Below are 20,367 nucleotides of genomic sequence, written 5' to 3' on the forward strand. Positions count from 1 at the left end.
GCAGCGAGCGCGGGGCCACAGGGGCAACCCGCTGGGAAAGCTGGGGAACGGCCCGGCCACTTTGTTGCAGGTCACTTGCAGTATTCATACTGCGGTGTGTCCTGCGCCGCGTTGCCGGGCCGTTCCCCAGCTTTCGCGGGCACGTAAAAGAACATGACACGCTCCTATGACTGCTGACCAACTCAAAGACATCATCGCCGCCGGCCTGGCCTGCGAACACATCACGCTGGAGGGCGATGGGCGCCACTGGTACGCCACCATCGTCTCGGCCGAGTTCGAGGGCAAACGCTCCATCCAGCGCCACCAGCGCGTGTACGCCACGCTGGGCGCGAAAATGCATACGGATGAAGTTCACGCGCTGTCGATGAAGACCTTCACCCCCGCCGAGTGGGCGGCGCAAGCGCAGTGACGCTGCCTGCCTAGGTACTCATTTATTGATAGCTGTTAACGCTTGATAGATAAGCGCTAAGGGCCATTTTCATTCATATTTTGGTTGTTAGATAGAGATGGACAAACTCCTGATTCGCGGCGGACGCACCTTGCAAGGCGAGGTGCTGGTCTCTGGCGCCAAGAACGCCGCCTTGCCGGAGTTGTGTGCCGCGCTGCTCACCGCCGACCCGGTGACCCTGCTCAACGTGCCCCAGCTGCAGGATGTGAGCACCATGCTCAAGCTCATCCGCAACATGGGCGTGACCGCAGAGCGCGCCGACGACGGCACGGTGCGCATCGACGCCAGTGCGCTCAACACGCCCGAGGCGCCGTACGAGTTGGTCAAGACCATGCGCGCCTCGGTGCTGGCGCTGGGCCCGCTGCTGGCTCGCTTTGGCGAGGCCACGGTGTCGCTGCCCGGCGGCTGTGCCATCGGCTCGCGCCCGGTGGACCAGCACATCAAGGGCCTGGCCGCCATGGGCGCCGAGATCGTGGTCGAGCACGGCTACATGATCGCCAAGCTGCCCGCTGGCTGGAAGCGCCTGAAGGGCGCGCGCATCACCACCGACATGGTCACGGTGACGGGCACCGAGAACTTCCTCATGGCCGCCGCGCTGGCCGAGGGCGAAACGGTGCTCGAAAACGCCGCCCAAGAGCCCGAGATCTCCGACCTGGCCGAGATGCTGATCGCCATGGGCGCGAAGATAGAAGGCCACGGCACCAGCCGCATCCGCATCCAGGGCGTGGACAAGCTGTATGGCTGCACCCACCGCGTGGTGGCCGACCGCATCGAGGCCGGCACCTTCCTGTGCGCCGTGGCGGCCACGGGCGGTGATGTGGTGCTGCGCCATGGCCGCGCCGACCACCTGGATGCGGTGATCGAAAAGCTGCGTGAGGCAGGTGCCACCATGCAAGCGGTCGAGGGCGGTATCCGCGTCCAAAGCGCGGGCGGCGCCACGCTCAAGGCACAGGGCTTTCGCACCACCGAATATCCGGGTTTCCCCACCGACATGCAGGCGCAGTTCATGGCGCTCAACTGCATCGCGCAGGGCACGGCCACGGTGACCGAGACAATTTTTGAAAACCGCTTCATGCATGTCAATGAGCTGGTGCGGCTGGGTGCCAAGATCCAGACCGATGGCAAGGTGGCGGTCATCGAAGGCGTGCCCCGCCTGTCCGGCGCCACCGTGATGGCCACCGACCTGCGCGCCTCCGCCAGCCTGGTCATCGCGGGCCTGGTGGCCGACGGCGAAACCGTGGTGGACCGCATCTACCACCTGGACCGTGGCTACGACTGCATGGAAGCCAAACTGCGCGGCATCGGCGCCGACATCGAGCGAGTGGCATGAAGAACAACCCCCTGAGCGGCTTCGCCGCTTCCCCCTTCTCTCACGCTGCGCGTGGGAAGGGGGACGACGTCAGTGCGGCGGGGCGGCCCTTGCACGGCGTCCCTGGCATGGGGCGCTCACGGATCACAGTGCAGTAGCAGGCAAGAAACAGTGGAGTAATTAGAAAACATGACGATGATCACCCTGGCGCTTTCCAAGGGCCGCATCTTTGACGAAACCCTGCCGCTGTTAGCCGCCGCAGGCATCGAGGTGCTGGAAGACCCCGAAAAGTCGCGCAAGCTCATCCTGCCCACCAACCAGCCCAACGTGCGCGTGGTGCTGGTGCGTGCCACCGACGTGCCCACCTACGTGGAATACGGCGGTGCCGACATCGGCGTGACCGGCAAGGACACCCTCATCGAACATGGTGGCCAGGGCCTGTACCAGCCGCTGGACCTGCAGATTGCCAAGTGCCGCGTGAGCGTTGCCGTGCGCAACGACTTCGACTACGAGCGCGCTGTCAAGCAGGGCTCGCGCCTGAAGGTCGCCACCAAGTACACGTCGATTGCGCGTGACTTCTTTGCCACCAAGGGCGTGCATGTCGACATGGTCAAGCTTTACGGCAGCATGGAACTGGCGCCGCTCATCGGCCTGGCCGATGCCATCGTCGACCTGGTGTCCACCGGCAACACGCTCAAGGCCAACCACCTGGTGGAGGTGGAGCGCATCATGGACATCAGCTCCTACCTCGTGGTCAACCAGGCCGCGCTCAAGCTCAAGCAGGCACCGCTGCGCCGCATCATTGATGCGTTTGCTTCGGCCATCCCTGCCCCCAAGAACTGAACCCACCGTAGAACGCACTATGACTTTGGTAGCTGCTCCCGCCCGTCTGTCCACCGCTGCAGCCACTTTTGAGGCTGATTTTGCAGCCCGCCTGCATTGGTCTGCCGACACCGACGCGGCCATCGAGCAGCGCGTGGCCGACATCCTGGCCGACGTGCAAAAGCGCGGCGATGCGGCGGTGCTGGAATACACCGCCCGCTTCGACGGCCTCTCGGCACCGAACATGGCCGCGCTGGAGCTGACCCAGGCCGACTTCAAGGCCGCGTTTGACGCCATCCCCCAGGCCCAGCGCGACGCGCTGCAGGCCGCCGCCAAGCGCGTGCGCAGCTACCACGAAGCGCAGAAGAAGGCGTCGGGAGAGAGCTGGAGCTACCGCGACGAGGACGGTACCTTGCTGGGCCAGAAGGTGACGCCGCTGGACCGCGTGGGCATCTACGTGCCTGGCGGCAAGGCCGCCTACCCCTCCAGCCTGCTGATGAACGCCATCCCAGCCCACGTGGCGGGTGTGCAAGAGATCATCATGGTCGTGCCCACGCCCGTTCGCGGCAGTGTGGCTACGGGCGGAACGGGCGTGGGCACCTCGACGAAGGGCGAGCGCAACGAGCTGGTGCTGGCCGCCGCCTATGTGGCGGGCGTGACGCGGGCCTTCACCATCGGCGGCGCCCAGGCCGTGGCCGCGCTGGCCTACGGCACGGCCACCGTGCCCAAGGTGGACAAGATCACCGGGCCCGGCAACGCCTACGTGGCCAGCGCCAAGAAGCGCGTGTTCGGCACCGTGGGCATCGACATGATTGCGGGCCCCAGCGAAATCCTGGTGCTGGCCGACGGCACCACGCCGCCCGACTGGGTGGCCATGGACCTCTTCAGCCAGGCGGAGCATGACGAGCTGGCCCAGAGCATCCTGCTGTGCCCCGACGCCGCCTACCTCGACGCCGTGCAGCGCGAGATCGACCGCCTGCTGCCCACCATGCCGCGCGCCGAGATCATCGCCAAGAGCCTTACCGGCCGGGGCGCACTGATCTTGACCAAGGACATGGAAGAAGCCTGCGCGATCAGCAACCGCATCGCGCCTGAGCATCTGGAGGTGAGCAGCACTGATCCCCACCGCTGGGAGCCGCTGCTGCGCCACGCTGGCGCCATCTTCCTGGGTGCCTACACCTCTGAGAGCCTGGGCGATTACTGCGCAGGCCCTAACCACGTGCTGCCAACCAGCGGCACGGCGCGCTTCTCGTCGCCCCTGGGTGTTTACGACTTCCAAAAGCGCAGCAGCCTCATCGAAGTGAGCGAGGCCGGTGCCCAGGTGCTGGGCACCATCGCCGCCGAGCTGGCCTATGGCGAGGGCCTGCAGGCCCACGCGCAAGCCGCAGAGATGCGGCTGACAACGCCGGTCAAGCCGCGCTGATCGCGCCTCGGGGCAGGGCACCCTGTGTGGGTGCCGGTGCCTTGGGCTGGGAGACTGCGGCGGGTGCGGCGGATGCAGCGGGTGCAGGCGGATAGGCGGCGCCTGCCACCGCCCGGTGTTGCGCCCAGTTCAGCCGCGCGGGGCGGTGGCCTTCGGCGCTGACCCGCAGCCGCACGGGCCCGGTGAACGACAGGCGCTGGCCGGCCTCCAGAAAGTAATCCTCCAGCAGACCATCACAGGTCACCCAGACGCGGCCTTGTTCGACTTCGAGCAGGGCAATGTCGCCTGCGCGGAAGTCCAGCACCTGGACGGCCTGCAGCGGCGGCAGCGGCTGGCGCTTCCATTGCAGCGAAAGAGGGACCGCAGGCTGCGTGGGCAGGGCGGGCGACGGTGGGGTGGGGGTGTGCAGCGTGTTCATGCCTTTACTGTGCGGCCAGCTGCCGTGGGCCACCAGCCACAGGCCTGGACAATGTGGGCCAGTACAGAACAGCAAACCAACCCATCTGTACTGGTCGTACTAGAATGCCTCTGTACTGTCTATCGACCAGAGGGCCAGTACAGAATGCAGCATGGCCACCGATGACGCACCCCCGCTGTACCTCCAGATTGCCGAGCAACTCGCGCAGCTGATCCGCAATGGCACGCTCGCGCGCGGCGAAAAGCTGCCCTCGGTGCGCGAACTGGCCCGCCAGCACGGCGTGGCGCAGACCACGGTGGTGCAGGCCTACCACTGGCTCGAAGATGCGCGCCTGATCACCGCGCGCCCGCGCTCAGGCTTTTTCGTGGCGGCGCGGCCGGTGAGCCTGCCCGAGCCCAGCACACCGCGCCCGATGCGCCGCCCGCGCGAGGTGTCGGTGGACTGGCTGGGCCAGCGCATCCTGGGCCGCAAGCAGCCCGAGGACATCATCTCGTTCAGCAGCGGCACGCCCGGCCCCGAGTTGTTCAACCCCGACCGCGTGCGCCGCGCCGTGGTGCGCGCCGCGCAGCGCCACCGCAACCTGCTGTGCACTTACCCCGGTTCGTCGGGCCATGAGGACGCGCGCCGCGCCCTGGCGCGCTATGCCGTCAGCCTGGGCTGCAGCCTGGACCCCGAGAACATCGTGATCACCGGCGGCTGCATGGACAGCATTGCGCTGTGCCTGCGCGCGGTGACGCAGCCGGGCGACGTGGTGGCGCTGGAGTCACCCACGCATTTTTCGTTTCTGGAGGTGCTGCAGGGCCTGCACCTCAAGGCGCTGGAGATTCCCACCCACCCGCGCAACGGACTGTCTCTTGATGCGCTGCAGCTCGCGCTGGACACCCAGCCCGTCAAGGCCGTAATGATCGTCCCCACGCTCAGCAACCCGCTGGGCAGCTGCATGCCCCAGGCCGAGCGCAAGCGCCTGGTGCAGATGGCGGCGCGGCACGACATGGCGGTCATCGAGGACGCGATCTACAACGATTTGGTCGAGGTGGACGAGATGCGCCGCACCGTCAAGGCGTACGACACCACTGGCCACGTGATGCTGTGCGACTCCTTCTCCAAAACGCTGGCGCCGGGCCTGCGCCTGGGCTGGCTGGAGGCCGGCCGCTGGGCCGACAAGCTGCGCGCCATCAAGGACCTGCAGGCGGGTGGCCAGTCGGCCGTGCTGGAGCTGGCGCTGGCCGATCTCATCACCCAGGCGGGCCACGCCGCCGCCATGCGCCAGCTGCGGGCGGCCGTGGCAGCGCGCATGGACGAGGTGCGGCGCATCATCGCCGCGCACTTCCCGCAGGGCACGCGCGTGAGCGACCCGCCCGGCGGCCTGCTGCTGTGGCTGGAGCTGCCGCGCGCGCTCGATTCGGTGCAACTGCACGAAGCCTGCCTGGCCCGGCAGATCCTGATCGCGCCCGGCACCGTGTTCAGCGCCAGCGGGCGGTTTCGCAATTGCCTGCGCATTGGCGTGGGCGGCGACTGGTCGCCTGCCCACCTGGAGGCGCTGCGCACCGTGGGTGACATGGCGTGCCAGATGCTGCAAAGCGGGGCAACCCGCAAGGCGGCTTGAATGTGGTGTTTTAATCAACACGAAGTTCGTGGCGCACGAAGTTCGTGTAGTATTTGATCCATGAAAAACATCACCGTGACCATGGACGACACCGTTGCCGAATGGGTGCGCGTGGAAGCCGCCAAGCGCGGCAGCAGCGTCTCGCGCCTGCTCGGTGAATGGCTGGCCGAAAAGATGCGTCAGGAAGACGCCTACGCCCAGGCCATGCGCGAGGCGCTGGGGTTTGAGAGCTGGGGCGCCTCCAGCGGGCCCTATGTGCCGCGCGAAACCTTGTTTCTGCGCTGAGCGGGGAAAACGCATGGCCACCGTTCCCATCTTTGTCGATACCGAAATCCTGCTCGCCAGCGTGGACGACCGCGATACCGGGCGCCAGGCGCGGGCGCGTGAATGGATCAGCTTTTGCTGGCAGACGCGCAGCGGCCGCATCAGCTCGCAGGTGCTCAACGAGCTGTACAACCAGGCCATCCAGCGTTTTGATGGCCCCCACGTGCTGCAGCAGGTGCGCGCCCAGGTGCGCCGCCTGCGCGTGTGGCTGCCGCCGCACCTCGACTCGTACACCGTGGACGGCGCCTGGGACCTGCAGGACCGCTACCGCCTGGGCTACTGGGATGCACTCATCCTCTCGTCCGCCCACCAGCAAGGCTGCCGCTACCTGCTGACCGAGGCACTGCCGCACGATCAGCCGATGGACGCCGTGCGGCCGATCAACCCTTTTCTTGTCACTCCCAACGAACTGGACACCACCGAATGACTACTCCTGCGTCGTCTCCTCTCCAAGCCCTGGCCCGTATCCGCCCCGACGTGCGCGCCATGCACGCTTACGGCGTGCAGCCCTCCACCGGCATGCTCAAGATGGACGCGATGGAGAATCCGTTCCGCCTGCCCGCGCACCTTCAGGCCGCGCTGGGCCAGCGCCTGGGCGCGGTGGCGCTCAACCGCTACCCCGGCGACCGCCTGCTGGACCTGAAGGCGGCGCTCGCGAAATACGCCGGGATGCCCGAGGGCTACGGCATCGTGCTGGGCAATGGTTCGGACGAACTCATCACCCTGCTGGCCCTGGCTTGCGCCCAGCCCGGCACGGGCCAGCGCGCCACCATGCTCGCGCCCATGCCGGGTTTTGTGATGTACCCCCTGTCGGCGCAGCTGCAGGGCCTGGACTTTGTCGGCGTGCCGCTCACGCCCGACTTTGAGCTGGATGAGCCCGCCATGCTGGCCGCCATCGCGCAGCACAACCCCGCCATCACCTACATCGCCTACCCCAACAACCCCACGGCCACGCTGTGGGACGAGGGTGCGGTGCAGCGCATCATCGACGCCGCAGGTGCGCAGGGCGGCATTGTGGTCATGGACGAGGCCTACCAGCCCTTTGCCAGCCGCACCTGGATCGACCGCATGCGGGCCGAGCCCGCGCGCAACGCCCATGTGCTGCTCATGCGCACGCTCAGCAAGTTTGGTCTGGCAGGCGTGCGCCTGGGCTACCTCATCGGGCCCTCGGCGTTCGTGAGCGAGATCGACAAGGTGCGCCCGCCCTACAACGTGAGCGTGCTCAACTGCGAAGCCGCCCTGTTTGCGCTGGAACATGCCGAGGTTTTTGCCGCCCAGGCCGCCGAGATCCGTGCCGAACGCGCCACGCTCATCGCGGCCCTGCGCCAGATGCCGGGTGTCGAAAAGTGCTGGGACAGCGAGGCCAATATGGTGCTGATCCGCGTTGCGGATTCCGCCAAGGCGTACGAGGGCATGAAAAACCGCAAGGTGCTCGTCAAGAACGTTTCTACAATGCACCTATTGCTGGCCAACTGCCTGCGTCTTACGGTAGGCAATGCCGAAGACAACGCGCAGATGCTGGCCGCACTCCAAGCCTCCCTATGACTTCCTCCGCACTCGTACCCTCCGCCCCATCGGCCGACCCGATGGCCGACCGCATTGCCGAGGTCAGGCGCAACACCGCCGAGACGCGCATCAGTGTGCGCATCAACCTCGACGGCACCGGCCAGGCCAAGCTGCACACCGGCATCGGCTTCTTTGACCACATGCTCGACCAGATCGCCCGCCACGGGCTGATCGACCTTGACATCGACTGCGAAGGCGACCTGCACATCGACGGCCACCACACGGTGGAAGACGTGGGCATCACGCTGGGCCAGGCCTTCGCGCGCGCCGTGGGCGACAAGAAGGGCATTCGCCGCTACGGGCATGCCTATGTGCCGCTGGACGAAGCGCTATCGCGTGTGGTGGTGGATTTCTCGGGCCGCCCCGGGCTGCACATGGATGTGAAGTTCACGGCCGGGAGCATCGGCCAGCTCGACACGCAACTGGTGTTCGAGTTCTTCCAGGGCTTTGTGAACCACGCGGGCGTCACGCTGCACATCGACAACCTCAAGGGCGTCAACGCCCACCACCAGTGCGAGACCATCTTCAAGGCGTTCGGGCGCACGCTGCGCGCGGCGCTGGAGCGCGATCCGCGCTCGGCCGGTGTCATCCCCTCCACCAAGGGTTCGTTGTGAAATTTTGGGTTAAATCAGGCGCTAGCGCTTGATGGATAAGCGCTAGTAGCTATGAATATGGAAGCAAAAACAGTGGCGGTCGTGGACTACGGCATGGGCAACCTGCGCTCGGTGTCGCAGGCCGTGCAGGCCGCCGCCGAGGGCTCGGGCTGGACCGTGGTCGTCACTCAGCGCCCCGAAGACGTGCGCGCCGCCCAGCGCATCGTGCTGCCAGGGCAGGGCGCCATGCCCGACTGCATGCGCGAGCTGCGCGAGTCCGGCCTGCAGGAATCGGTGCTCGAAGCCGCTGCCTCCAAGCCAATGTTTGGCGTGTGTGTAGGCATGCAGATGCTGCTGGACCATAGCGCCGAGGGGGACACGCCGGGCCTGGGCCTCATTCCTGGCGACGTGCTCAAGTTCGACTTGGCAGGCCGCACCCAGCCTGACGGCAGCCGCTTCAAGGTGCCCCAGATGGGCTGGAACCAGGTGCGGCAGATGCCCCATGCCCACCATGCGGGCGGTGTGCACCCCGTGTGGGCGGGTGTGCCGGACAACAGTTATTTCTACTTTGTGCACAGTTTCTACGCAGTGCCGCAAAATCCCGCCCATTGCGCAGGGCAAACGGACTACGGCGGTTTGTTTGCAGCCGCCATTGCACGCGATAATATTTTTGCGACCCAGTTTCACCCGGAGAAAAGCGCGGAGCACGGCCTGGCCCTGTACCGCAATTTTCTGCACTGGAACCCCTGACCTCTTCTTAACCCCCACCCGTTCGGGCCGAGCTGCGTCTCGCCCTTTTTCACCCGAACTTCACCACCATGCTGCTCATCCCCGCCATCGACCTCAAGGACGGCCACTGCGTTCGCCTCAAACAAGGCGATATGGACCAATCCACCACCTTTGGCGAAGACCCGGCCGCCATGGCGCGCAAGTGGGTGGATGCCGGCGCGCGCCGCCTGCACCTGGTGGACCTCAACGGCGCCTTTGCGGGCGTGCCCAAGAACTACGCCGCCATCAAGTCCATCCTCAAAGAGGTGGGTGAAGAGATCCCGGTGCAGCTCGGCGGCGGCATCCGTGATCTGGACACCATCGAAAAATACATCGACGGTGGCCTGCGCTACGTGATCATCGGCACGGCCGCAGTCAAGAACCCCGGGTTCCTGAAAGACGCGTGCAGCGCCTTTGGCGGCCACATCATCGTGGGCCTGGACGCCAAGGACGGCAAGGTCGCCACCGACGGCTGGAGCAAGCTCACGGGCCACGAGGTGGTGGACCTGGCCAAGAAGTTCGAGGACTGGGGCGTCGAATCCATCATCTACACCGACATCGGCCGCGATGGCATGCTGTCTGGCATCAACATCGACGCCACGGTGAAGCTGGCGCAGGCTCTGAGCATCCCCGTCATCGCCTCGGGCGGCCTGTCGAACATGGCCGACATCGAGCAGCTGTGCGCGGTGGAGAGCGAAGGCGTCGAAGGCGTGATCTGCGGCCGCGCGATTTACAGCGGCGACCTCGACTTTGCTGCGGCGCAAGCGCGTGCCGACGAACTGAACGGCTGAAACCGATCACCCCCTGAGCGGCTTCGCCGCTTCCCCCAGGGGACGACGCCAGTGGCCTGGCGAAGCCAGTTCCACGGCGTCTGCTGGCCTCGGTAGCGCCTAATCAACGAATCGCTCACTGACATGCTCGCAAAACGAATCATTCCCTGCCTTGACGTCACCGGTGGCCGCGTGGTCAAGGGCGTCAACTTTCTGGAACTGCGCGATGCGGGCGACCCGGTGGAGATCGCCGCACGCTACAACGCGCAGGGCGCCGACGAGCTCACCTTCCTTGACATCACGGCCACCAGCGATGGGCGCGACCTGATCCTGCACATCATCGAAGCCGTGGCTAGCCAAGTGTTCATCCCCCTCACTGTCGGTGGTGGTGTGCGCGCCGTCGAAGACGTCCGCCGCCTGCTCAACGCAGGCGCCGACAAGACCAGCTTCAACTCCGCCGCGATTGCCAACCCCGACCTGATCAACGCGGTGTCGGCCAAATACGGCTCTCAGTGCATCGTCGTGGCCATCGACGCCAAGCGCCGCTCGGCCGAAGACGCCCAGCGCATCGGCGCCAACGGACAGCCCGTGGGCGCAGGCTGGGACGTGTACAGCCACGGCGGGCGCAAGAACATGGGCCTGGACGCCGTGGCCTGGGCTACCGAGATGGCACAGCGCGGCGCAGGTGAAATCCTGCTGACCAGCATGGATCGCGACGGCACCAAGGCAGGCTTTGACCTGGAGCTGACCCGCGCAGTGAGCGATGCGGTGAGCGTGCCCGTGATCGCCTCGGGCGGTGTGGGCAACCTCGACCACCTGGCCGACGGCATCCAGACCGGCGGCGCCGACGCGGTGCTGGCCGCCAGCATCTTCCATTACGGCGAATACACGGTGGGCCAGGCCAAGGCCCGCATGGCCGAGCGCGGCATTCCGGTGCGTCTGTGACGACGCCATTCGCGGGCGCGCGTTGGGTGCTGGTGGTGGCCCTGGCGGCCATGGCACTGCCCGCCGCGGCGCAGCAGGTGCCGCCCCCGTCGTATGCGAGTTTTTCTGAGCGCCTGCCCTGTGTGCACCGCATTGGCCGCTGCTTTGACGCGACCATCGGCGGCAAGCCGGTGGATGTGATCGCCGACAAGGCCGAATTCGAGAAGCTCAAGGCCTTGCTGCAGACGCTGAACGACAACGTGCGCGACGTGCACTGGATCGTGCGCGAGCCGGTGCAAGGCAAGCTGGCGCTGGACGTGGAAACCCGCGCCAACACGCTGGGTTTGCCACTGGTGGGCGATGAGAAGGAAGAGCCCGATGTCACCGTCTATGCCCTCGACGGCCAGGACCTGGAGAGCGAATCGGAGCTGGTGGCGCAGCAAAGCGTGCGCGTGAATGGCCAGCCCGTGGTGACGCAGCAGGAAACCCTCACGCAGGATTTTCTGCCCCCGGGGCGCTATGCGTTTGCCATCAAGTACCTGGGTCGCAAGAACTGGGATCGCAAGTGGGTGTTTTTGACCGTGGCGAAGTAAATATTTGACCAAAAGTGGTTCTGGCGCTGAGTGTGAAAGCGCTGATAGCTATTGTTTTTGTAGTCAAATTTGCGCGCTGCGCAGTGCTGCAATTGGCTGCAAGCTGCCCGACGATGCATCTGGTTTTTCATTGAACTCTCATTTTGATAGCTGCTAGCGCTTGATGGATAAGCGCTAGAGGCAAAAATGACCTCAAAACCGCTCGCCCGGCAGGCGGGCTGGTCATTCAAATCACCGACAATCCCGCCCATGAACTGGCTCAACGAAGTGAAATGGGACGCGCAGGGCCTGGTGCCCGTGATTGCGCAGGAGCAGGGCACGGGCGACGTGCTGATGTTTGCCTGGATGAACCGCGAGGCCCTTGCCAAGACGGCAGAACTCGGCCGCGCCGTGTACTTCAGCCGCTCGCGCAAGAAGCTGTGGTTCAAGGGCGAAGAGTCCGGCCACGTGCAGACCGTGCACGAGATCCGCCTGGACTGCGACAACGATGTGGTGCTGCTCAAGGTCACCCAGCTCGGCCACGAGCCTGGCATCGCCTGCCACACAGGCCGCCACAGCTGTTTTTTCAGCGTGCTCAAGGACGGAGCCTGGCACGCGGTCGATCCGGTCTTGAAAGACCCTGAATCCATCTACAAGTAATGGCAATGGACGACAAGACCATGAGTTCCAACGATTCCCTCGCGCGCCTTGCCAATGTGATTGAAAGCCGCAAGCCTGCCAACGGTGGCGATCCCGACAAGAGCTATGTCTCGCGCCTGCTGCACAAGGGGCCGGATGCGTTCTTGAAGAAGATCGGCGAGGAGGCCACCGAAGTCGTCATGGCGGCCAAGGATGTGGACCACGGCGCCGACAAGTCCAAGCTGGTTTACGAAGTGGCCGACCTGTGGTTCCACTCCATGGTGGCGCTGGCCCACTATGGCCTCACGCCTGCCGATGTACTGACCGAGCTGGAGCGCCGCGAGGGCACCAGCGGCATCGAGGAAAAAGCCTTGCGCAAGGCCGTTGCGCGCACTGCCGAAGAAGAGGCCCCATGAACGACATCATCGACGTGCAAAGCAATGAGCAAAAGGCCCAGGGCCTGAAGAACATCGGCTGGGTCAGCTATGTGCTGCACCTCATCGTGGCCGTGGGGGCTGTGTTGCCAGGCGCGCAGGCCAGTGCGCTGTTGCTGGTCATTGCGCTGGTGATTGACTTGGTCAAGCGCAGCGATGCCGAGGGCACCTGGCAGGCCAATCATTTCTCCTGGCGCATCCGCTCGACGATCTGGGCTGGTGTTCTGTATGTGGTGACCGCGCCCCTGTGGCTGCTGCTGATTGCGCCGGGCTGGATTGCCTGGGGGCTGATCTCGCTGTGGTTCCTGTACCGCATCGTGCGCGGCATGCTGGCCATGAGCAAGAACCAGGCGGTGGATGCCTGAACCGACGGCGTCCCTGTCGCACTTGTCATCCCTGCCACGGCTGAACTTGGCCCTGCAGGGTGGGGGCTCCCACGGTGCGCTCACCTGGGGTGTGCTGGATGCCTTGCTGGAGGATGGCCAGTGGCAGTTTGATGGCGTGAGCGGCACCAGTGCTGGCGCGATGAATGCCGTGGCCATGGCGCACGGCTTTGCCAAAGCCGCGCAGGAGCACAAAGACCCGTACGAAGCGCACCTGGCCGGTTGCGTCCAGGCGCGTGAAACGCTTGCCCGGCTGTGGGAGGGCGTGGGCACGCTGGGCAGCCTGATGTGGGGCTCGCCCCTGTCGGCCGCCAACCCCATGATGGGGCTGATGCGCCAGTGGCTCTCGCCCTACCAGACCAATCCGCTCGACATCAACCCGCTGCGCCGCCTGCTGGAGCGCGAGGTGGACTTTGACCTGCTGTGCACTGTGCGCCGCGCCAGCGCTGCGGCGGGCGGGCCCAAGGTGTTTGTGTGCGCCACCAACGTGCGCACCGGGCGCGGCGAAATCTTCTCTGGCCCCCGGCTGAGCGCGGATGCCGTGATGGCGTCGGCCTGCCTGCCAGCGCTGTTCAAGGCCGTGGAAATCGACGGTGAGCATTACTGGGACGGCGGCTATTCGGGCAACCCTGCGTTGCACCCGCTGATCTATCAGACCGAGACCTCCGACATCCTGCTCGTGCAGATCAACCCCATCGAACATCTGGATCTGCCCCACTCAGGCCAGGAAATCATGGAGCGCATGAACGAAGTCACCTTCAATGCCAGCCTGCTGGCCGAGTTGCGCGCCATCGAATTCGTGCGCCGCCTGCTGGCCGAGGGCAAGCTCGATGCGCGCCGTTACAAGAGTGTGCGCATGCACCGCATCGACGGCGGCGCGGTGCTGGCGCCCTTTGGCGCCGACAGCAAGACCCGCGCAGACATGGCCTTTGTGCGCAAGCTGTTCGCCCTCGGCCGCACTGCCGGGCAGGAATGGCTGCACGCGCACCGCAAGGATGTGGGTGTGCGGCCCACCATCAATATCGCTGAAAATACATGAAGCCCCCCTGTGCCGCCTACGGCGCCTTCCCCCTTGGGGGACGCCACCCGTGGCCTGGCAAAGCCAGTTCCACGGTGGCACTGGCTTCGCGCGCGCCGGTTGCGACCGCTTGGGATGGCGATCAGCGCCTGGTGACCTGTTAATTTTGTACTGACATTTTCCTCATGCACGATCCGAACTGCCTCTTCTGCAAAATCATCGCAGGCCAGATTCCTTCGAAGAAGGTCTATGAAGACGAAGAAATTTTCGCCTTCCACGACATCCACCCCTGGGCGCCGGTGCACTTTCTGATGGTGCCCAAGCTGCATATCCCTTCGATGGCGCAGGTCACCGAGGAACACGCGGGTGTGCTGGGGCGCATGATGGCGCTGGCGCCGAAGCTGGCAATGGAGCAGGGCTGCAACCCGTACCCGGAGGGTGGCTTTCGCGTCGTGGTAAACACGGGGCTTGAAGGTGGGCAGGAAATCCACCACCTCCATATCCATGTGATGGGCGGTCCCCGTCCGTGGCTCAAAGGCTGAACCAGGCTGACGGGTCGTGCAGGGAGATTCCCGCAGTTCTGCTTGGGCTGTGAACTCCTGTCACGCCCCCCGTCTAAAATGATTGCAATTCGTTAGGAGATATTCCATGGGCTCTTTTTCCATCTGGCACTGGCTGATCGTGCTGCTGATCGTCGTCATGGTGTTCGGCACCAAGAAACTCAAGAACATGGGCTCCGATCTCGGGGGCGCCGTCAAGGGCTTCAAGGACGGCATGAAAGACGGTTCGGCCGACGCGGCAGCCACCACCACCCCACCCGCAGGCCAGGTTGCCAACAACCCTGCGACCGACAAGACCACCATCGATGTCGAAGCCAAGCAAAAGAGCTGAGCGGGCTGTTCCCGCTGGCACCCGCACGCTTTGCGCTTGATCCATGATTGATATTGGCCTGTCCAAGATGGCGCTGATCGGCGCGGTGGCTCTTATAGTCATCGGGCCCGAGAAGCTCCCCCGTGTGGCCCGCACGGTGGGCACCCTGCTGGGCAAGGCCCAGCGTTACGTGTCCGATGTGAAGGCCGAGGTCAACCGGTCCATGGAGCTCGACGAGCTCAAGAAAATGAAGGACACGGTGGAGAACGCCGCACGCGATGTGCACAACTCCATCCAGACCAGCGCCAGCGAGTTCGAAAAGGACTGGGCCGAGGCTACCGACACCGCCAGCTCGGCGTTGCAGGACCAGACCGCCGTCGTGCCGGCCTACAAACACCCCGGCAAGAATTGGCGCCTCAAGCGGGGTGCGGTGCCCCAGTGGTACAAGGCCCGAAGCGGTGTGCGCACCAAGGCACAGTCTGGCGCGGCCCGTGTGGCGCGTTTCCGTCCCCGTAAATTCCATTGATGCAGCAGCCACCAGCGCACCGCGCGCTGCATGGGCGGCCCTGACGCCCACGAAAACCCAACATGTCCGAAACCCCTTCCAAAGAAGACGAGCTGGCCGGTACCGAGCAGCCGTTTGTGCAGCACCTGATGGAGCTGCGCGACCGGATGGTCAAGGCCATCATTGCCATCGCGATTGCGGCGGCGATTTTGTTCTTCTTCCCTGGCCCTGGCGCGCTGTATGACTTTCTGGCAGCGCCGCTGGTGGCCCACCTTCCCAAGGGCGCCACGCTGATCGCCACGTCGGTGATCTCGCCGTTCATGGTGCCGCTCAAGATCTTGTTGATGTCGGCCTTTTTGCTGGCACTGCCGTTTGTGCTGTGGCAGGTGTGGGCCTTTGTGGCGCCTGGCCTGTATTCGCACGAAAAGAAGCTGGTGCTGCCGCTCGTGATCTCCAGCACGCTGCTGTTCTTCATCGGGGTGGCGTTTTGCTACTACCTGGTGTTTGGCCAGGTGTTTGCGTTTATCCAGAGCTTTGCGCCCAAGAGCATCACCGCCGCGCCAGACATCGAGGCCTACCTGAGCTTTGTGCTGTCGATGTTCCTGGCGTTTGGCTTGTCCTTCGAGGTGCCGATTGCCGTGGTGGTGCTGGCCCGCATGGGCATCGTGAGCGTGCAGAAGCTGCGGGAGTTTCGTGGCTATTTCATCGTGATCGCCTTTGTGATCGCTGCCATCGTCACGCCGCCCGATGTGGTGTCGCAGCTGTCCCTGGCGATCCCCATGTGCCTGCTGTACGAGGTGGGCATTTGGGCGGCGCAGATCTTCATCAAGCACACCAAAGCCCCGGAAGAGGGCAGCGAGCCCGCCTCCAACGCCTGAAGGTTGAGTTTCTCGTGAAAATGGGCTCTGGCGCTTGTTAGATAGGCGCTAAAAGCTATATTTTAATAGCGGTTTGGTCGCATCAGCGACCATGTCGCGATGTTCTGCGCGCAGCCCCTCAAAACTGGCGCGTGCCCAATACCAGAGCCACCGCGGAACCGGCTTTGCGGGGCCGCTGGAGGCGTCTCCCTTTGGGGAAAACGCGCAGCGGCTCAGAGTAGGCTTACCGCCTCACATTGCGCTGAGGCTTGGGGCGCACGCCGGGGTTGATGCTCAGTTCCACCATCTTGTCGCCACGCTGCACGTTGAATGGTGCCGCAGTGCCGGGCTTGAGTCCCGCCACGGCGGTCAGCAACTCGGACACATTGCTCACCTTCCTACCTTCAACCCGCACGATCACATCGCCGGGCCGCATGCCCGCCTGGGCGGCGGGGCCGTCCTGCAGCACGCCGGTGATGATCACGCCCTCGGTGGCTTTCACGCCGAAGGTTTCTGCCAGTTCGGGTGAGAGTTCGTTGGGCTCCACGCCAATCCAGCCGCGTGTGACCTGGCCGTCCTGCACGATGCCATCCAGCACCATGCGGGCCGTAGACACGGGGATTGCAAAGCCGATGCCCATGCTGCCGCCCGAGCGCGAGTAGATGGCCGTGTTGATGCCCATGAGGTTGCCATTCACGTCCACCAGCGCGCCGCCCGAGTTGCCAGGGTTGATGGCCGCATCGGTCTGGATGAAGTTCTCGAAGGTGTTGATCCCGAGCTGTGTGCGGCCCAGCGCGCTCACGATGCCGCTGGTCACCGTCTGGCCCACGCCAAACGGGTTGCCGATGGCCAGCACCTGGTCGCCCACGGCGAGTACGTCCGAGTTGCCCAGCACGATGACGGGCAGCTTGTCGAGTTCGATCTTGAGGATGGCCAGGTCGGTGTCGGGGTCGGTGCCGATCACGCGGGCGCGGGCGCGGCGGCTGTCGGTCAGCGTCACTTCGATCTCGTCGGCGCCTTCCACCACATGGTTGTTGGTCAGGATGTAGCCGTCGGGGCTCACGATCACCCCGCTGCCCAGCCCGGCCTGCGCCTGGGCACCCTGGTCGCCAAAGAAGAACTGGAACCAGGGGTCGTTGCTGCGCGGATGGCGCACGGCCTTGCTGGTGTTGATGCTGACCACCGCCGGCGCCGCCTGGCGCGCCGCAGCGCTGAAGCTGCCTGCGGCAGGTTGCGCATTGGCCGGGGCAGGGGGTGCTTCGAGCAGCGCAATGCCCGCGCCGGAGCGTGTGGTGGCGCCCCGGCCCAGCCAGTTCGGCTGCAGGGTGGCGACAACGAAGTAGGCCGCAACGAACACCGTGACGGCCTGCGAGAACAACAGCCAGATGCGTTTCATGAAATTCTGTACAGGTGATGGGCTGGAGAAGGGGCGGCGGGCGGTGTGCATGCCACGGCTGCCTCCCGGAGAAAAGCATTGTCCCCCATGTGTGGGCGTGGGCCACGCGCGACAATAGCTGCATGAGCATTTCCCGCACCGAACTTTTGCAGGCGTTTGACAGCCTGCTGCAACCCGAGCGCTTCAAGGACTATGGCCCCAACGGCTTGCAGGTGGAGGGCAAGGCCGAGATCAGCCGCATAGTCAGTGGCGTGACGGCCAGCCGCGCCCTGATCGACGCGGCCATTGCTGCCCAAGCGGATGCCATCTTCGTGCACCATGGCCTATTCTGGCGCGGGCAAGACGGCCGGGTGACGGGCTGGATGAAGCAGCGTTTGCAGTTGCTGCTCGCGCATGACATCAACCTGTTTGCCTACCACCTGCCGCTGGATGCCCACCCGGAACTGGGCAACAACGCCCAGCTAGGCCGGGTGCTGGGGCTCGTGGCCGACGCGCGGTTTGGCGAGAACGATCTGGGCTTTGCCGGGCCTGCCGCTTTTGCCGATGGGCAGGCCCTGGCCGACCATGTCGCGCAGGCCCTGGGCCGTGCCGTCACCTGGGTGCCGCCGGAAGGCGCTGCTGCGCAGCGGCCAGTCTGCCGCGTGGCCTGGTGCACGGGTGGCGCGCAGGGCTACTTCGAGGCGGCGATTGCGGCTGGGGCCGACGTGTTCATCACCGGCGAGATTTCCGAGCCCCAAGCGCACTTGGCCCGCGAGATGGGGGTGGGTTTTATCGCCGCAGGGCACCACGCGACCGAGCGCTATGGCGCACCAGCGGTGGCGGCGCAGGTTGCAGGGCAGTTGGGTCTGGGCCACCAATTCATCGAGATCGACAACCCTGCCTGATCGCGGGTAGCCTGGGTTTTTGCTATAAAAATAATAGCTATTTGCGCTTATCAATAAAGCGCTAGGGTCACTTTTTATCTGAAATCAAACTTCCATGAAGCCTCTCGCCATTACCCAGGGTGATCCCGCCGGCATCGGCCCCGAAATCGTGGCCAAGGCCTTTCGCGATGCTTCGGCCGATATGCACGGCTGTTTTGTGGTGGGCGATGTCGCCACCTTGCGGCGTGCGGCCCAGGCCATCGTGCGGCCCGGCGTGCCGATGGTGCCCGTCGCGCACATCACCGACCCTGCCAATGTGCTGGGCGTGCCGCCCCGCTGTGTTCCGGTGTTTCAGTTGCCAGGCATTCCTGGCCCGCAGCCCTGGGGGCAGATTGGCGCCGCTGCTGGCCGTGCCGCCGCAGACAGCGTGGTCTGGGCCGCCCGCGCGGCGTTGCGGGGCGAGGTGGCGGGGCTGGTCACGGCGCCCTTGCACAAGGAGGCCCTGGCGGCAGCGGGCGTGGCATTTCCGGGCCACACCGAGCTGCTGCAGGCCGAGGCCGCCGCGCACCAGAGGGTATCGCTGGCGCAAATGCCCGTGCGCATGATGCTCGCCAGCGACGAGCTGCGTACGGTGCTGGTCAGCATCCACATGTCGCTGCGCGATGCCATTGCGGCGGTCACCACGGACAACGTCCTGCAGACGTTGCAAATCACGCACGCTGCCCTGGTCCGCAGCCTGGGGCGGGCGCCGCGCATCGCGGTGGCGGGGCTCAATCCCCACGCAGGCGAGGGCGGGCTGTTTGGTAACGAGGAAGCCGAGGTGATTGCGCCGGCCATCGCCGCTGCGCGCGCGCAAGGGCTGGATGTGCAGGGCCCCTTCGCTCCCGACACGGTGTTCATGCGCGCGCGCAATACGCCCCATCGCGCTGGAGAGTTCGACGTGGTCATTGCCATGTACCACGACCAGGGGCTTATCCCGGTGAAGTACCTCGGGGTGGACAAGGGGGTGAACGTGACCCTGGGCCTGCCCCTGGTGCGCACGAGCCCCGACCATGGCACCGCGTTTGACATAGCGGGGCAGGGTATTGCCGATGCTGCAAGCCTCATCGAGGCCGTGCGCATGGCGCGGACACTTTGTGGGTGACACAGGCCTCATTGGCGCTGGTGAATAAGCGCCAAGAGCGATCAATTCGATAGCGGATTGCTGGGGGCAGGAGCTTTGAAACTGGCGCGCTCCGAGCCAGTGGCCGCCGCGCAAGAGCCACCCCGCCGCGCTGGCGGCGTCCCCCTTCAGGGGGAAGGCGCGAAGCGACTCAGGGGGCGTTATTTTTTCAAGCTATCTCTGATCTCGCGCAACAGGACGATGTCTTCGGCGGGCGCGGCTGGGGCTTCGGGGGCTGGCGCAGGGGCTTCGCGCTTGAGGCGGTTGATCTGCTTGATCATCATGAAGATGATGAACGCCAGAATGATGAAGTTGACGGCCACGGTCAGGAAGTTGCCATAGGCAAACACCGGCACGCCTGCCTTCTTGAGGGCATCGAGCGTTATGGCTGTGCCTGGTGGTACGGAGCCCAGCACCACAAAGAGATTGGAAAAGTCGAGCTTGCCGAACACCAGCCCCACCACCGGCATGATCAGGTCGGACACCACCGAATCCACGATCTTGCCGAATGCCCCCCCAATGATCACGCCGACGGCAAGGTCGATTACGTTGCCTTTGACCGCAAACTCCCTGAACTCCTGCATCATTCCCATGGTGTACTCCTTGTTTGAATGGTAATGCCGGAGTATTGCCCGGCGCGGTGCCCTGTCAAGACAGTCACCCACTTTGAAATAACCATTTTCACTCCGCTACAATT

General features: G+C 64.9%; 26 protein-coding genes. 23 read left to right on the plus strand and 3 right to left on the minus strand.

Annotated features, from left to right (window positions below; genetic code table 11):
* Positions 1-166 precede the first annotated feature (166 nt).
* The 4 genes from EXV95_RS21805 to hisD all read left to right on the plus strand — a co-directional run bounded on the left by EXV95_RS21805 (position 167) and on the right by hisD (position 4,002).
* Positions 167-409, plus strand: a complete 243-nt coding sequence (locus EXV95_RS21805; RefSeq protein WP_176888472.1) for a BolA family protein — start codon at positions 167-169, stop codon at positions 407-409.
* 97 nt (positions 410-506) lie between these two features.
* Positions 507-1,778, plus strand: coding sequence for a UDP-N-acetylglucosamine 1-carboxyvinyltransferase (murA, locus tag EXV95_RS21810; protein ID WP_176888474.1), 1,272 nt, complete (start codon positions 507-509; stop codon positions 1,776-1,778).
* A gap of 174 nt (positions 1,779-1,952) precedes the next feature.
* Positions 1,953-2,600 (plus strand): ATP phosphoribosyltransferase, encoded by a 648-nt coding sequence (gene hisG / locus EXV95_RS21815; RefSeq protein ID WP_121508815.1) that lies wholly within the window; start codon positions 1,953-1,955, stop codon positions 2,598-2,600.
* A gap of 19 nt (positions 2,601-2,619) precedes the next feature.
* Positions 2,620-4,002, plus strand: coding sequence for a histidinol dehydrogenase (gene hisD / locus EXV95_RS21820; protein WP_176888476.1), 1,383 nt, complete (start codon positions 2,620-2,622; stop codon positions 4,000-4,002).
* Here the strand turns inward: hisD and EXV95_RS21825 are convergent.
* Positions 3,989-4,420 (minus strand): DUF2917 domain-containing protein, encoded by a 432-nt coding sequence (locus EXV95_RS21825; RefSeq protein WP_176888477.1) that lies wholly within the window; start codon positions 4,418-4,420, stop codon positions 3,989-3,991. The genes hisD and EXV95_RS21825 overlap by 14 nt on opposite strands.
* 151 nt (positions 4,421-4,571) lie before the next feature.
* On the opposite strand from EXV95_RS21825, the gene EXV95_RS21830 reads away from it, so the two are divergent.
* The 17 genes from EXV95_RS21830 (at position 4,572) to tatC (ending at position 16,270) form a co-directional block, all read left to right on the plus strand.
* Positions 4,572-6,026 carry a PLP-dependent aminotransferase family protein gene (locus tag EXV95_RS21830; RefSeq protein ID WP_176888479.1) on the plus strand — a complete coding sequence of 485 codons (1,455 nt, stop codon included), beginning with the start codon at positions 4,572-4,574 and terminating at the stop codon, positions 6,024-6,026.
* 60 nt (positions 6,027-6,086) lie between these two features.
* Entirely contained in the window at positions 6,087-6,311 is a 225-nt protein-coding gene (locus tag EXV95_RS21835; RefSeq protein ID WP_015012682.1) for a hypothetical protein, read from the plus strand.
* A 13-nt stretch (positions 6,312-6,324) separates the two neighbouring features.
* Positions 6,325-6,777, plus strand: coding sequence for a PIN domain-containing protein (locus EXV95_RS21840; protein WP_121507442.1), 453 nt, complete (start codon positions 6,325-6,327; stop codon positions 6,775-6,777).
* Complete coding sequence (gene hisC / locus EXV95_RS21845) at positions 6,774-7,895, plus strand: histidinol-phosphate transaminase (RefSeq protein ID WP_176888481.1); 1,122 nt, start codon at positions 6,774-6,776, stop codon at positions 7,893-7,895. Before EXV95_RS21840 ends, hisC begins: the two co-directional genes overlap by 4 nt.
* On the plus strand, positions 7,892-8,530 hold the full coding sequence (gene hisB / locus EXV95_RS21850) for an imidazoleglycerol-phosphate dehydratase HisB (protein WP_176888483.1): 639 nt from the start codon (positions 7,892-7,894) through the stop codon (positions 8,528-8,530). Before hisC ends, hisB begins: the two co-directional genes overlap by 4 nt.
* A gap of 51 nt (positions 8,531-8,581) precedes the next feature.
* A complete protein-coding gene (hisH, locus tag EXV95_RS21855; RefSeq protein ID WP_176888485.1) occupies positions 8,582-9,259 on the plus strand; it encodes an imidazole glycerol phosphate synthase subunit HisH in 678 nt (225 codons plus the stop codon).
* A gap of 68 nt (positions 9,260-9,327) precedes the next feature.
* A complete protein-coding gene (hisA, locus tag EXV95_RS21860) occupies positions 9,328-10,068 on the plus strand; it encodes a 1-(5-phosphoribosyl)-5-[(5-phosphoribosylamino)methylideneamino]imidazole-4-carboxamide isomerase (protein WP_176888487.1) in 741 nt (246 codons plus the stop codon).
* A gap of 123 nt (positions 10,069-10,191) precedes the next feature.
* Positions 10,192-10,992, plus strand: coding sequence for an imidazole glycerol phosphate synthase subunit HisF (gene hisF / locus EXV95_RS21865; protein WP_176888489.1), 801 nt, complete (start codon positions 10,192-10,194; stop codon positions 10,990-10,992).
* A complete protein-coding gene (locus tag EXV95_RS21870) occupies positions 10,989-11,564 on the plus strand; it encodes a hypothetical protein (protein ID WP_176888491.1) in 576 nt (191 codons plus the stop codon). Before hisF ends, EXV95_RS21870 begins: the two co-directional genes overlap by 4 nt.
* 240 nt (positions 11,565-11,804) lie before the next feature.
* The gene (hisI, locus tag EXV95_RS21875; RefSeq protein ID WP_176889144.1) at positions 11,805-12,203 is read left to right on the plus strand and encodes a phosphoribosyl-AMP cyclohydrolase; all 399 of its coding nucleotides are present in this window, start codon (positions 11,805-11,807) and stop codon (positions 12,201-12,203) included.
* Between the two features lie 20 nt (positions 12,204-12,223).
* A complete protein-coding gene (locus EXV95_RS21880) occupies positions 12,224-12,598 on the plus strand; it encodes a phosphoribosyl-ATP diphosphatase (RefSeq protein WP_176888492.1) in 375 nt (124 codons plus the stop codon).
* Positions 12,595-12,981 (plus strand): hypothetical protein, encoded by a 387-nt coding sequence (locus EXV95_RS21885; protein WP_121422438.1) that lies wholly within the window; start codon positions 12,595-12,597, stop codon positions 12,979-12,981. Before EXV95_RS21880 ends, EXV95_RS21885 begins: the two co-directional genes overlap by 4 nt.
* Positions 12,974-14,038: a patatin-like phospholipase family protein gene (locus tag EXV95_RS21890; RefSeq protein ID WP_176888493.1), complete on the plus strand. Its 1,065-nt coding sequence runs from the start codon at positions 12,974-12,976 to the stop codon at positions 14,036-14,038. The genes EXV95_RS21885 and EXV95_RS21890 overlap by 8 nt, the downstream gene beginning before the upstream one ends.
* 164 nt (positions 14,039-14,202) lie before the next feature.
* Complete coding sequence (locus EXV95_RS21895) at positions 14,203-14,559, plus strand: histidine triad nucleotide-binding protein (protein WP_055399213.1); 357 nt, start codon at positions 14,203-14,205, stop codon at positions 14,557-14,559.
* Between the two features lie 106 nt (positions 14,560-14,665).
* Complete coding sequence (gene tatA, locus EXV95_RS21900) at positions 14,666-14,908, plus strand: Sec-independent protein translocase subunit TatA (RefSeq protein ID WP_055399211.1); 243 nt, start codon at positions 14,666-14,668, stop codon at positions 14,906-14,908.
* Between the two features lie 43 nt (positions 14,909-14,951).
* Complete coding sequence (tatB, locus tag EXV95_RS21905; protein ID WP_055399209.1) at positions 14,952-15,413, plus strand: Sec-independent protein translocase protein TatB; 462 nt, start codon at positions 14,952-14,954, stop codon at positions 15,411-15,413.
* A 62-nt stretch (positions 15,414-15,475) separates the two neighbouring features.
* A complete protein-coding gene (tatC, locus tag EXV95_RS21910) occupies positions 15,476-16,270 on the plus strand; it encodes a twin-arginine translocase subunit TatC (RefSeq protein WP_121422440.1) in 795 nt (264 codons plus the stop codon).
* 223 nt (positions 16,271-16,493) lie between these two features.
* Here the strand turns inward: tatC and EXV95_RS21915 are convergent, their stop codons facing one another.
* The gene (locus EXV95_RS21915) at positions 16,494-17,645 is read right to left on the minus strand and encodes a S1C family serine protease (RefSeq protein WP_176888494.1); all 1,152 of its coding nucleotides are present in this window, start codon (positions 17,643-17,645) and stop codon (positions 16,494-16,496) included.
* 122 nt (positions 17,646-17,767) lie between these two features.
* On the opposite strand from EXV95_RS21915, the gene EXV95_RS21920 reads away from it, so the two are divergent.
* Positions 17,768-18,529 (plus strand): Nif3-like dinuclear metal center hexameric protein, encoded by a 762-nt coding sequence (locus EXV95_RS21920; protein WP_176888495.1) that lies wholly within the window; start codon positions 17,768-17,770, stop codon positions 18,527-18,529.
* A 94-nt stretch (positions 18,530-18,623) separates the two neighbouring features.
* Entirely contained in the window at positions 18,624-19,652 is a 1,029-nt protein-coding gene (pdxA, locus tag EXV95_RS21925; protein ID WP_176888496.1) for a 4-hydroxythreonine-4-phosphate dehydrogenase PdxA, read from the plus strand.
* 179 nt (positions 19,653-19,831) lie between these two features.
* On the opposite strand, the gene mscL is transcribed toward pdxA, so the two are convergent.
* Positions 19,832-20,263 (minus strand): large conductance mechanosensitive channel protein MscL, encoded by a 432-nt coding sequence (mscL, locus tag EXV95_RS21930; RefSeq protein ID WP_176888497.1) that lies wholly within the window; start codon positions 20,261-20,263, stop codon positions 19,832-19,834.
* Between the last annotated feature and the right edge of the window lie 104 nt (positions 20,264-20,367).

The sequence above is a fragment of the Acidovorax sp. JMULE5 genome, from assembly GCF_013376875.1.
Classification (GTDB): domain Bacteria; phylum Pseudomonadota; class Gammaproteobacteria; order Burkholderiales; family Burkholderiaceae_C; genus Acidovorax; species Acidovorax facilis.

What these genes read in the sequence shown, in the direction of transcription:
- pdxA (WP_176888496.1), top strand. Translation starts at nt 18,624, where the DNA reads ATGAAGCCTCTCGCCATTACCCAGGGTGATCCCGCCGGCATCGGCCCC.
- EXV95_RS21830 (WP_176888479.1), top strand. Translation starts at nt 4,572, where the DNA reads ATGGCCACCGATGACGCACCCCCGCTGTACCTCCAGATTGCCGAGCAA.
- EXV95_RS21840 (WP_121507442.1), top strand. Translation starts at nt 6,325, where the DNA reads ATGGCCACCGTTCCCATCTTTGTCGATACCGAAATCCTGCTCGCCAGC.
- EXV95_RS21885 (WP_121422438.1), top strand. Translation starts at nt 12,595, where the DNA reads ATGAACGACATCATCGACGTGCAAAGCAATGAGCAAAAGGCCCAGGGC.
- hisG (WP_121508815.1), top strand. Translation starts at nt 1,953, where the DNA reads ATGATCACCCTGGCGCTTTCCAAGGGCCGCATCTTTGACGAAACCCTG.
- EXV95_RS21835 (WP_015012682.1), top strand. Translation starts at nt 6,087, where the DNA reads ATGAAAAACATCACCGTGACCATGGACGACACCGTTGCCGAATGGGTG.
- EXV95_RS21895 (WP_055399213.1), top strand. Translation starts at nt 14,203, where the DNA reads ATGCACGATCCGAACTGCCTCTTCTGCAAAATCATCGCAGGCCAGATT.
- EXV95_RS21880 (WP_176888492.1), top strand. Translation starts at nt 12,224, where the DNA reads ATGAGTTCCAACGATTCCCTCGCGCGCCTTGCCAATGTGATTGAAAGC.
- hisA (WP_176888487.1), top strand. Translation starts at nt 9,328, where the DNA reads ATGCTGCTCATCCCCGCCATCGACCTCAAGGACGGCCACTGCGTTCGC.
- EXV95_RS21920 (WP_176888495.1), top strand. Translation starts at nt 17,768, where the DNA reads ATGAGCATTTCCCGCACCGAACTTTTGCAGGCGTTTGACAGCCTGCTG.
- hisH (WP_176888485.1), top strand. Translation starts at nt 8,582, where the DNA reads ATGAATATGGAAGCAAAAACAGTGGCGGTCGTGGACTACGGCATGGGC.
- EXV95_RS21825 (WP_176888477.1), bottom strand. Translation starts at nt 4,420, where the DNA reads ATGAACACGCTGCACACCCCCACCCCACCGTCGCCCGCCCTGCCCACG.
- mscL (WP_176888497.1), bottom strand. Translation starts at nt 20,263, where the DNA reads ATGGGAATGATGCAGGAGTTCAGGGAGTTTGCGGTCAAAGGCAACGTA.
- EXV95_RS21890 (WP_176888493.1), top strand. Translation starts at nt 12,974, where the DNA reads ATGCCTGAACCGACGGCGTCCCTGTCGCACTTGTCATCCCTGCCACGG.
- hisD (WP_176888476.1), top strand. Translation starts at nt 2,620, where the DNA reads ATGACTTTGGTAGCTGCTCCCGCCCGTCTGTCCACCGCTGCAGCCACT.
- hisC (WP_176888481.1), top strand. Translation starts at nt 6,774, where the DNA reads ATGACTACTCCTGCGTCGTCTCCTCTCCAAGCCCTGGCCCGTATCCGC.
- hisB (WP_176888483.1), top strand. Translation starts at nt 7,892, where the DNA reads ATGACTTCCTCCGCACTCGTACCCTCCGCCCCATCGGCCGACCCGATG.
- EXV95_RS21805 (WP_176888472.1), top strand. Translation starts at nt 167, where the DNA reads ATGACTGCTGACCAACTCAAAGACATCATCGCCGCCGGCCTGGCCTGC.
- tatC (WP_121422440.1), top strand. Translation starts at nt 15,476, where the DNA reads ATGTCCGAAACCCCTTCCAAAGAAGACGAGCTGGCCGGTACCGAGCAG.
- EXV95_RS21915 (WP_176888494.1), bottom strand. Translation starts at nt 17,645, where the DNA reads ATGAAACGCATCTGGCTGTTGTTCTCGCAGGCCGTCACGGTGTTCGTT.
- murA (WP_176888474.1), top strand. Translation starts at nt 507, where the DNA reads ATGGACAAACTCCTGATTCGCGGCGGACGCACCTTGCAAGGCGAGGTG.
- tatB (WP_055399209.1), top strand. Translation starts at nt 14,952, where the DNA reads ATGATTGATATTGGCCTGTCCAAGATGGCGCTGATCGGCGCGGTGGCT.
- hisF (WP_176888489.1), top strand. Translation starts at nt 10,192, where the DNA reads ATGCTCGCAAAACGAATCATTCCCTGCCTTGACGTCACCGGTGGCCGC.
- tatA (WP_055399211.1), top strand. Translation starts at nt 14,666, where the DNA reads ATGGGCTCTTTTTCCATCTGGCACTGGCTGATCGTGCTGCTGATCGTC.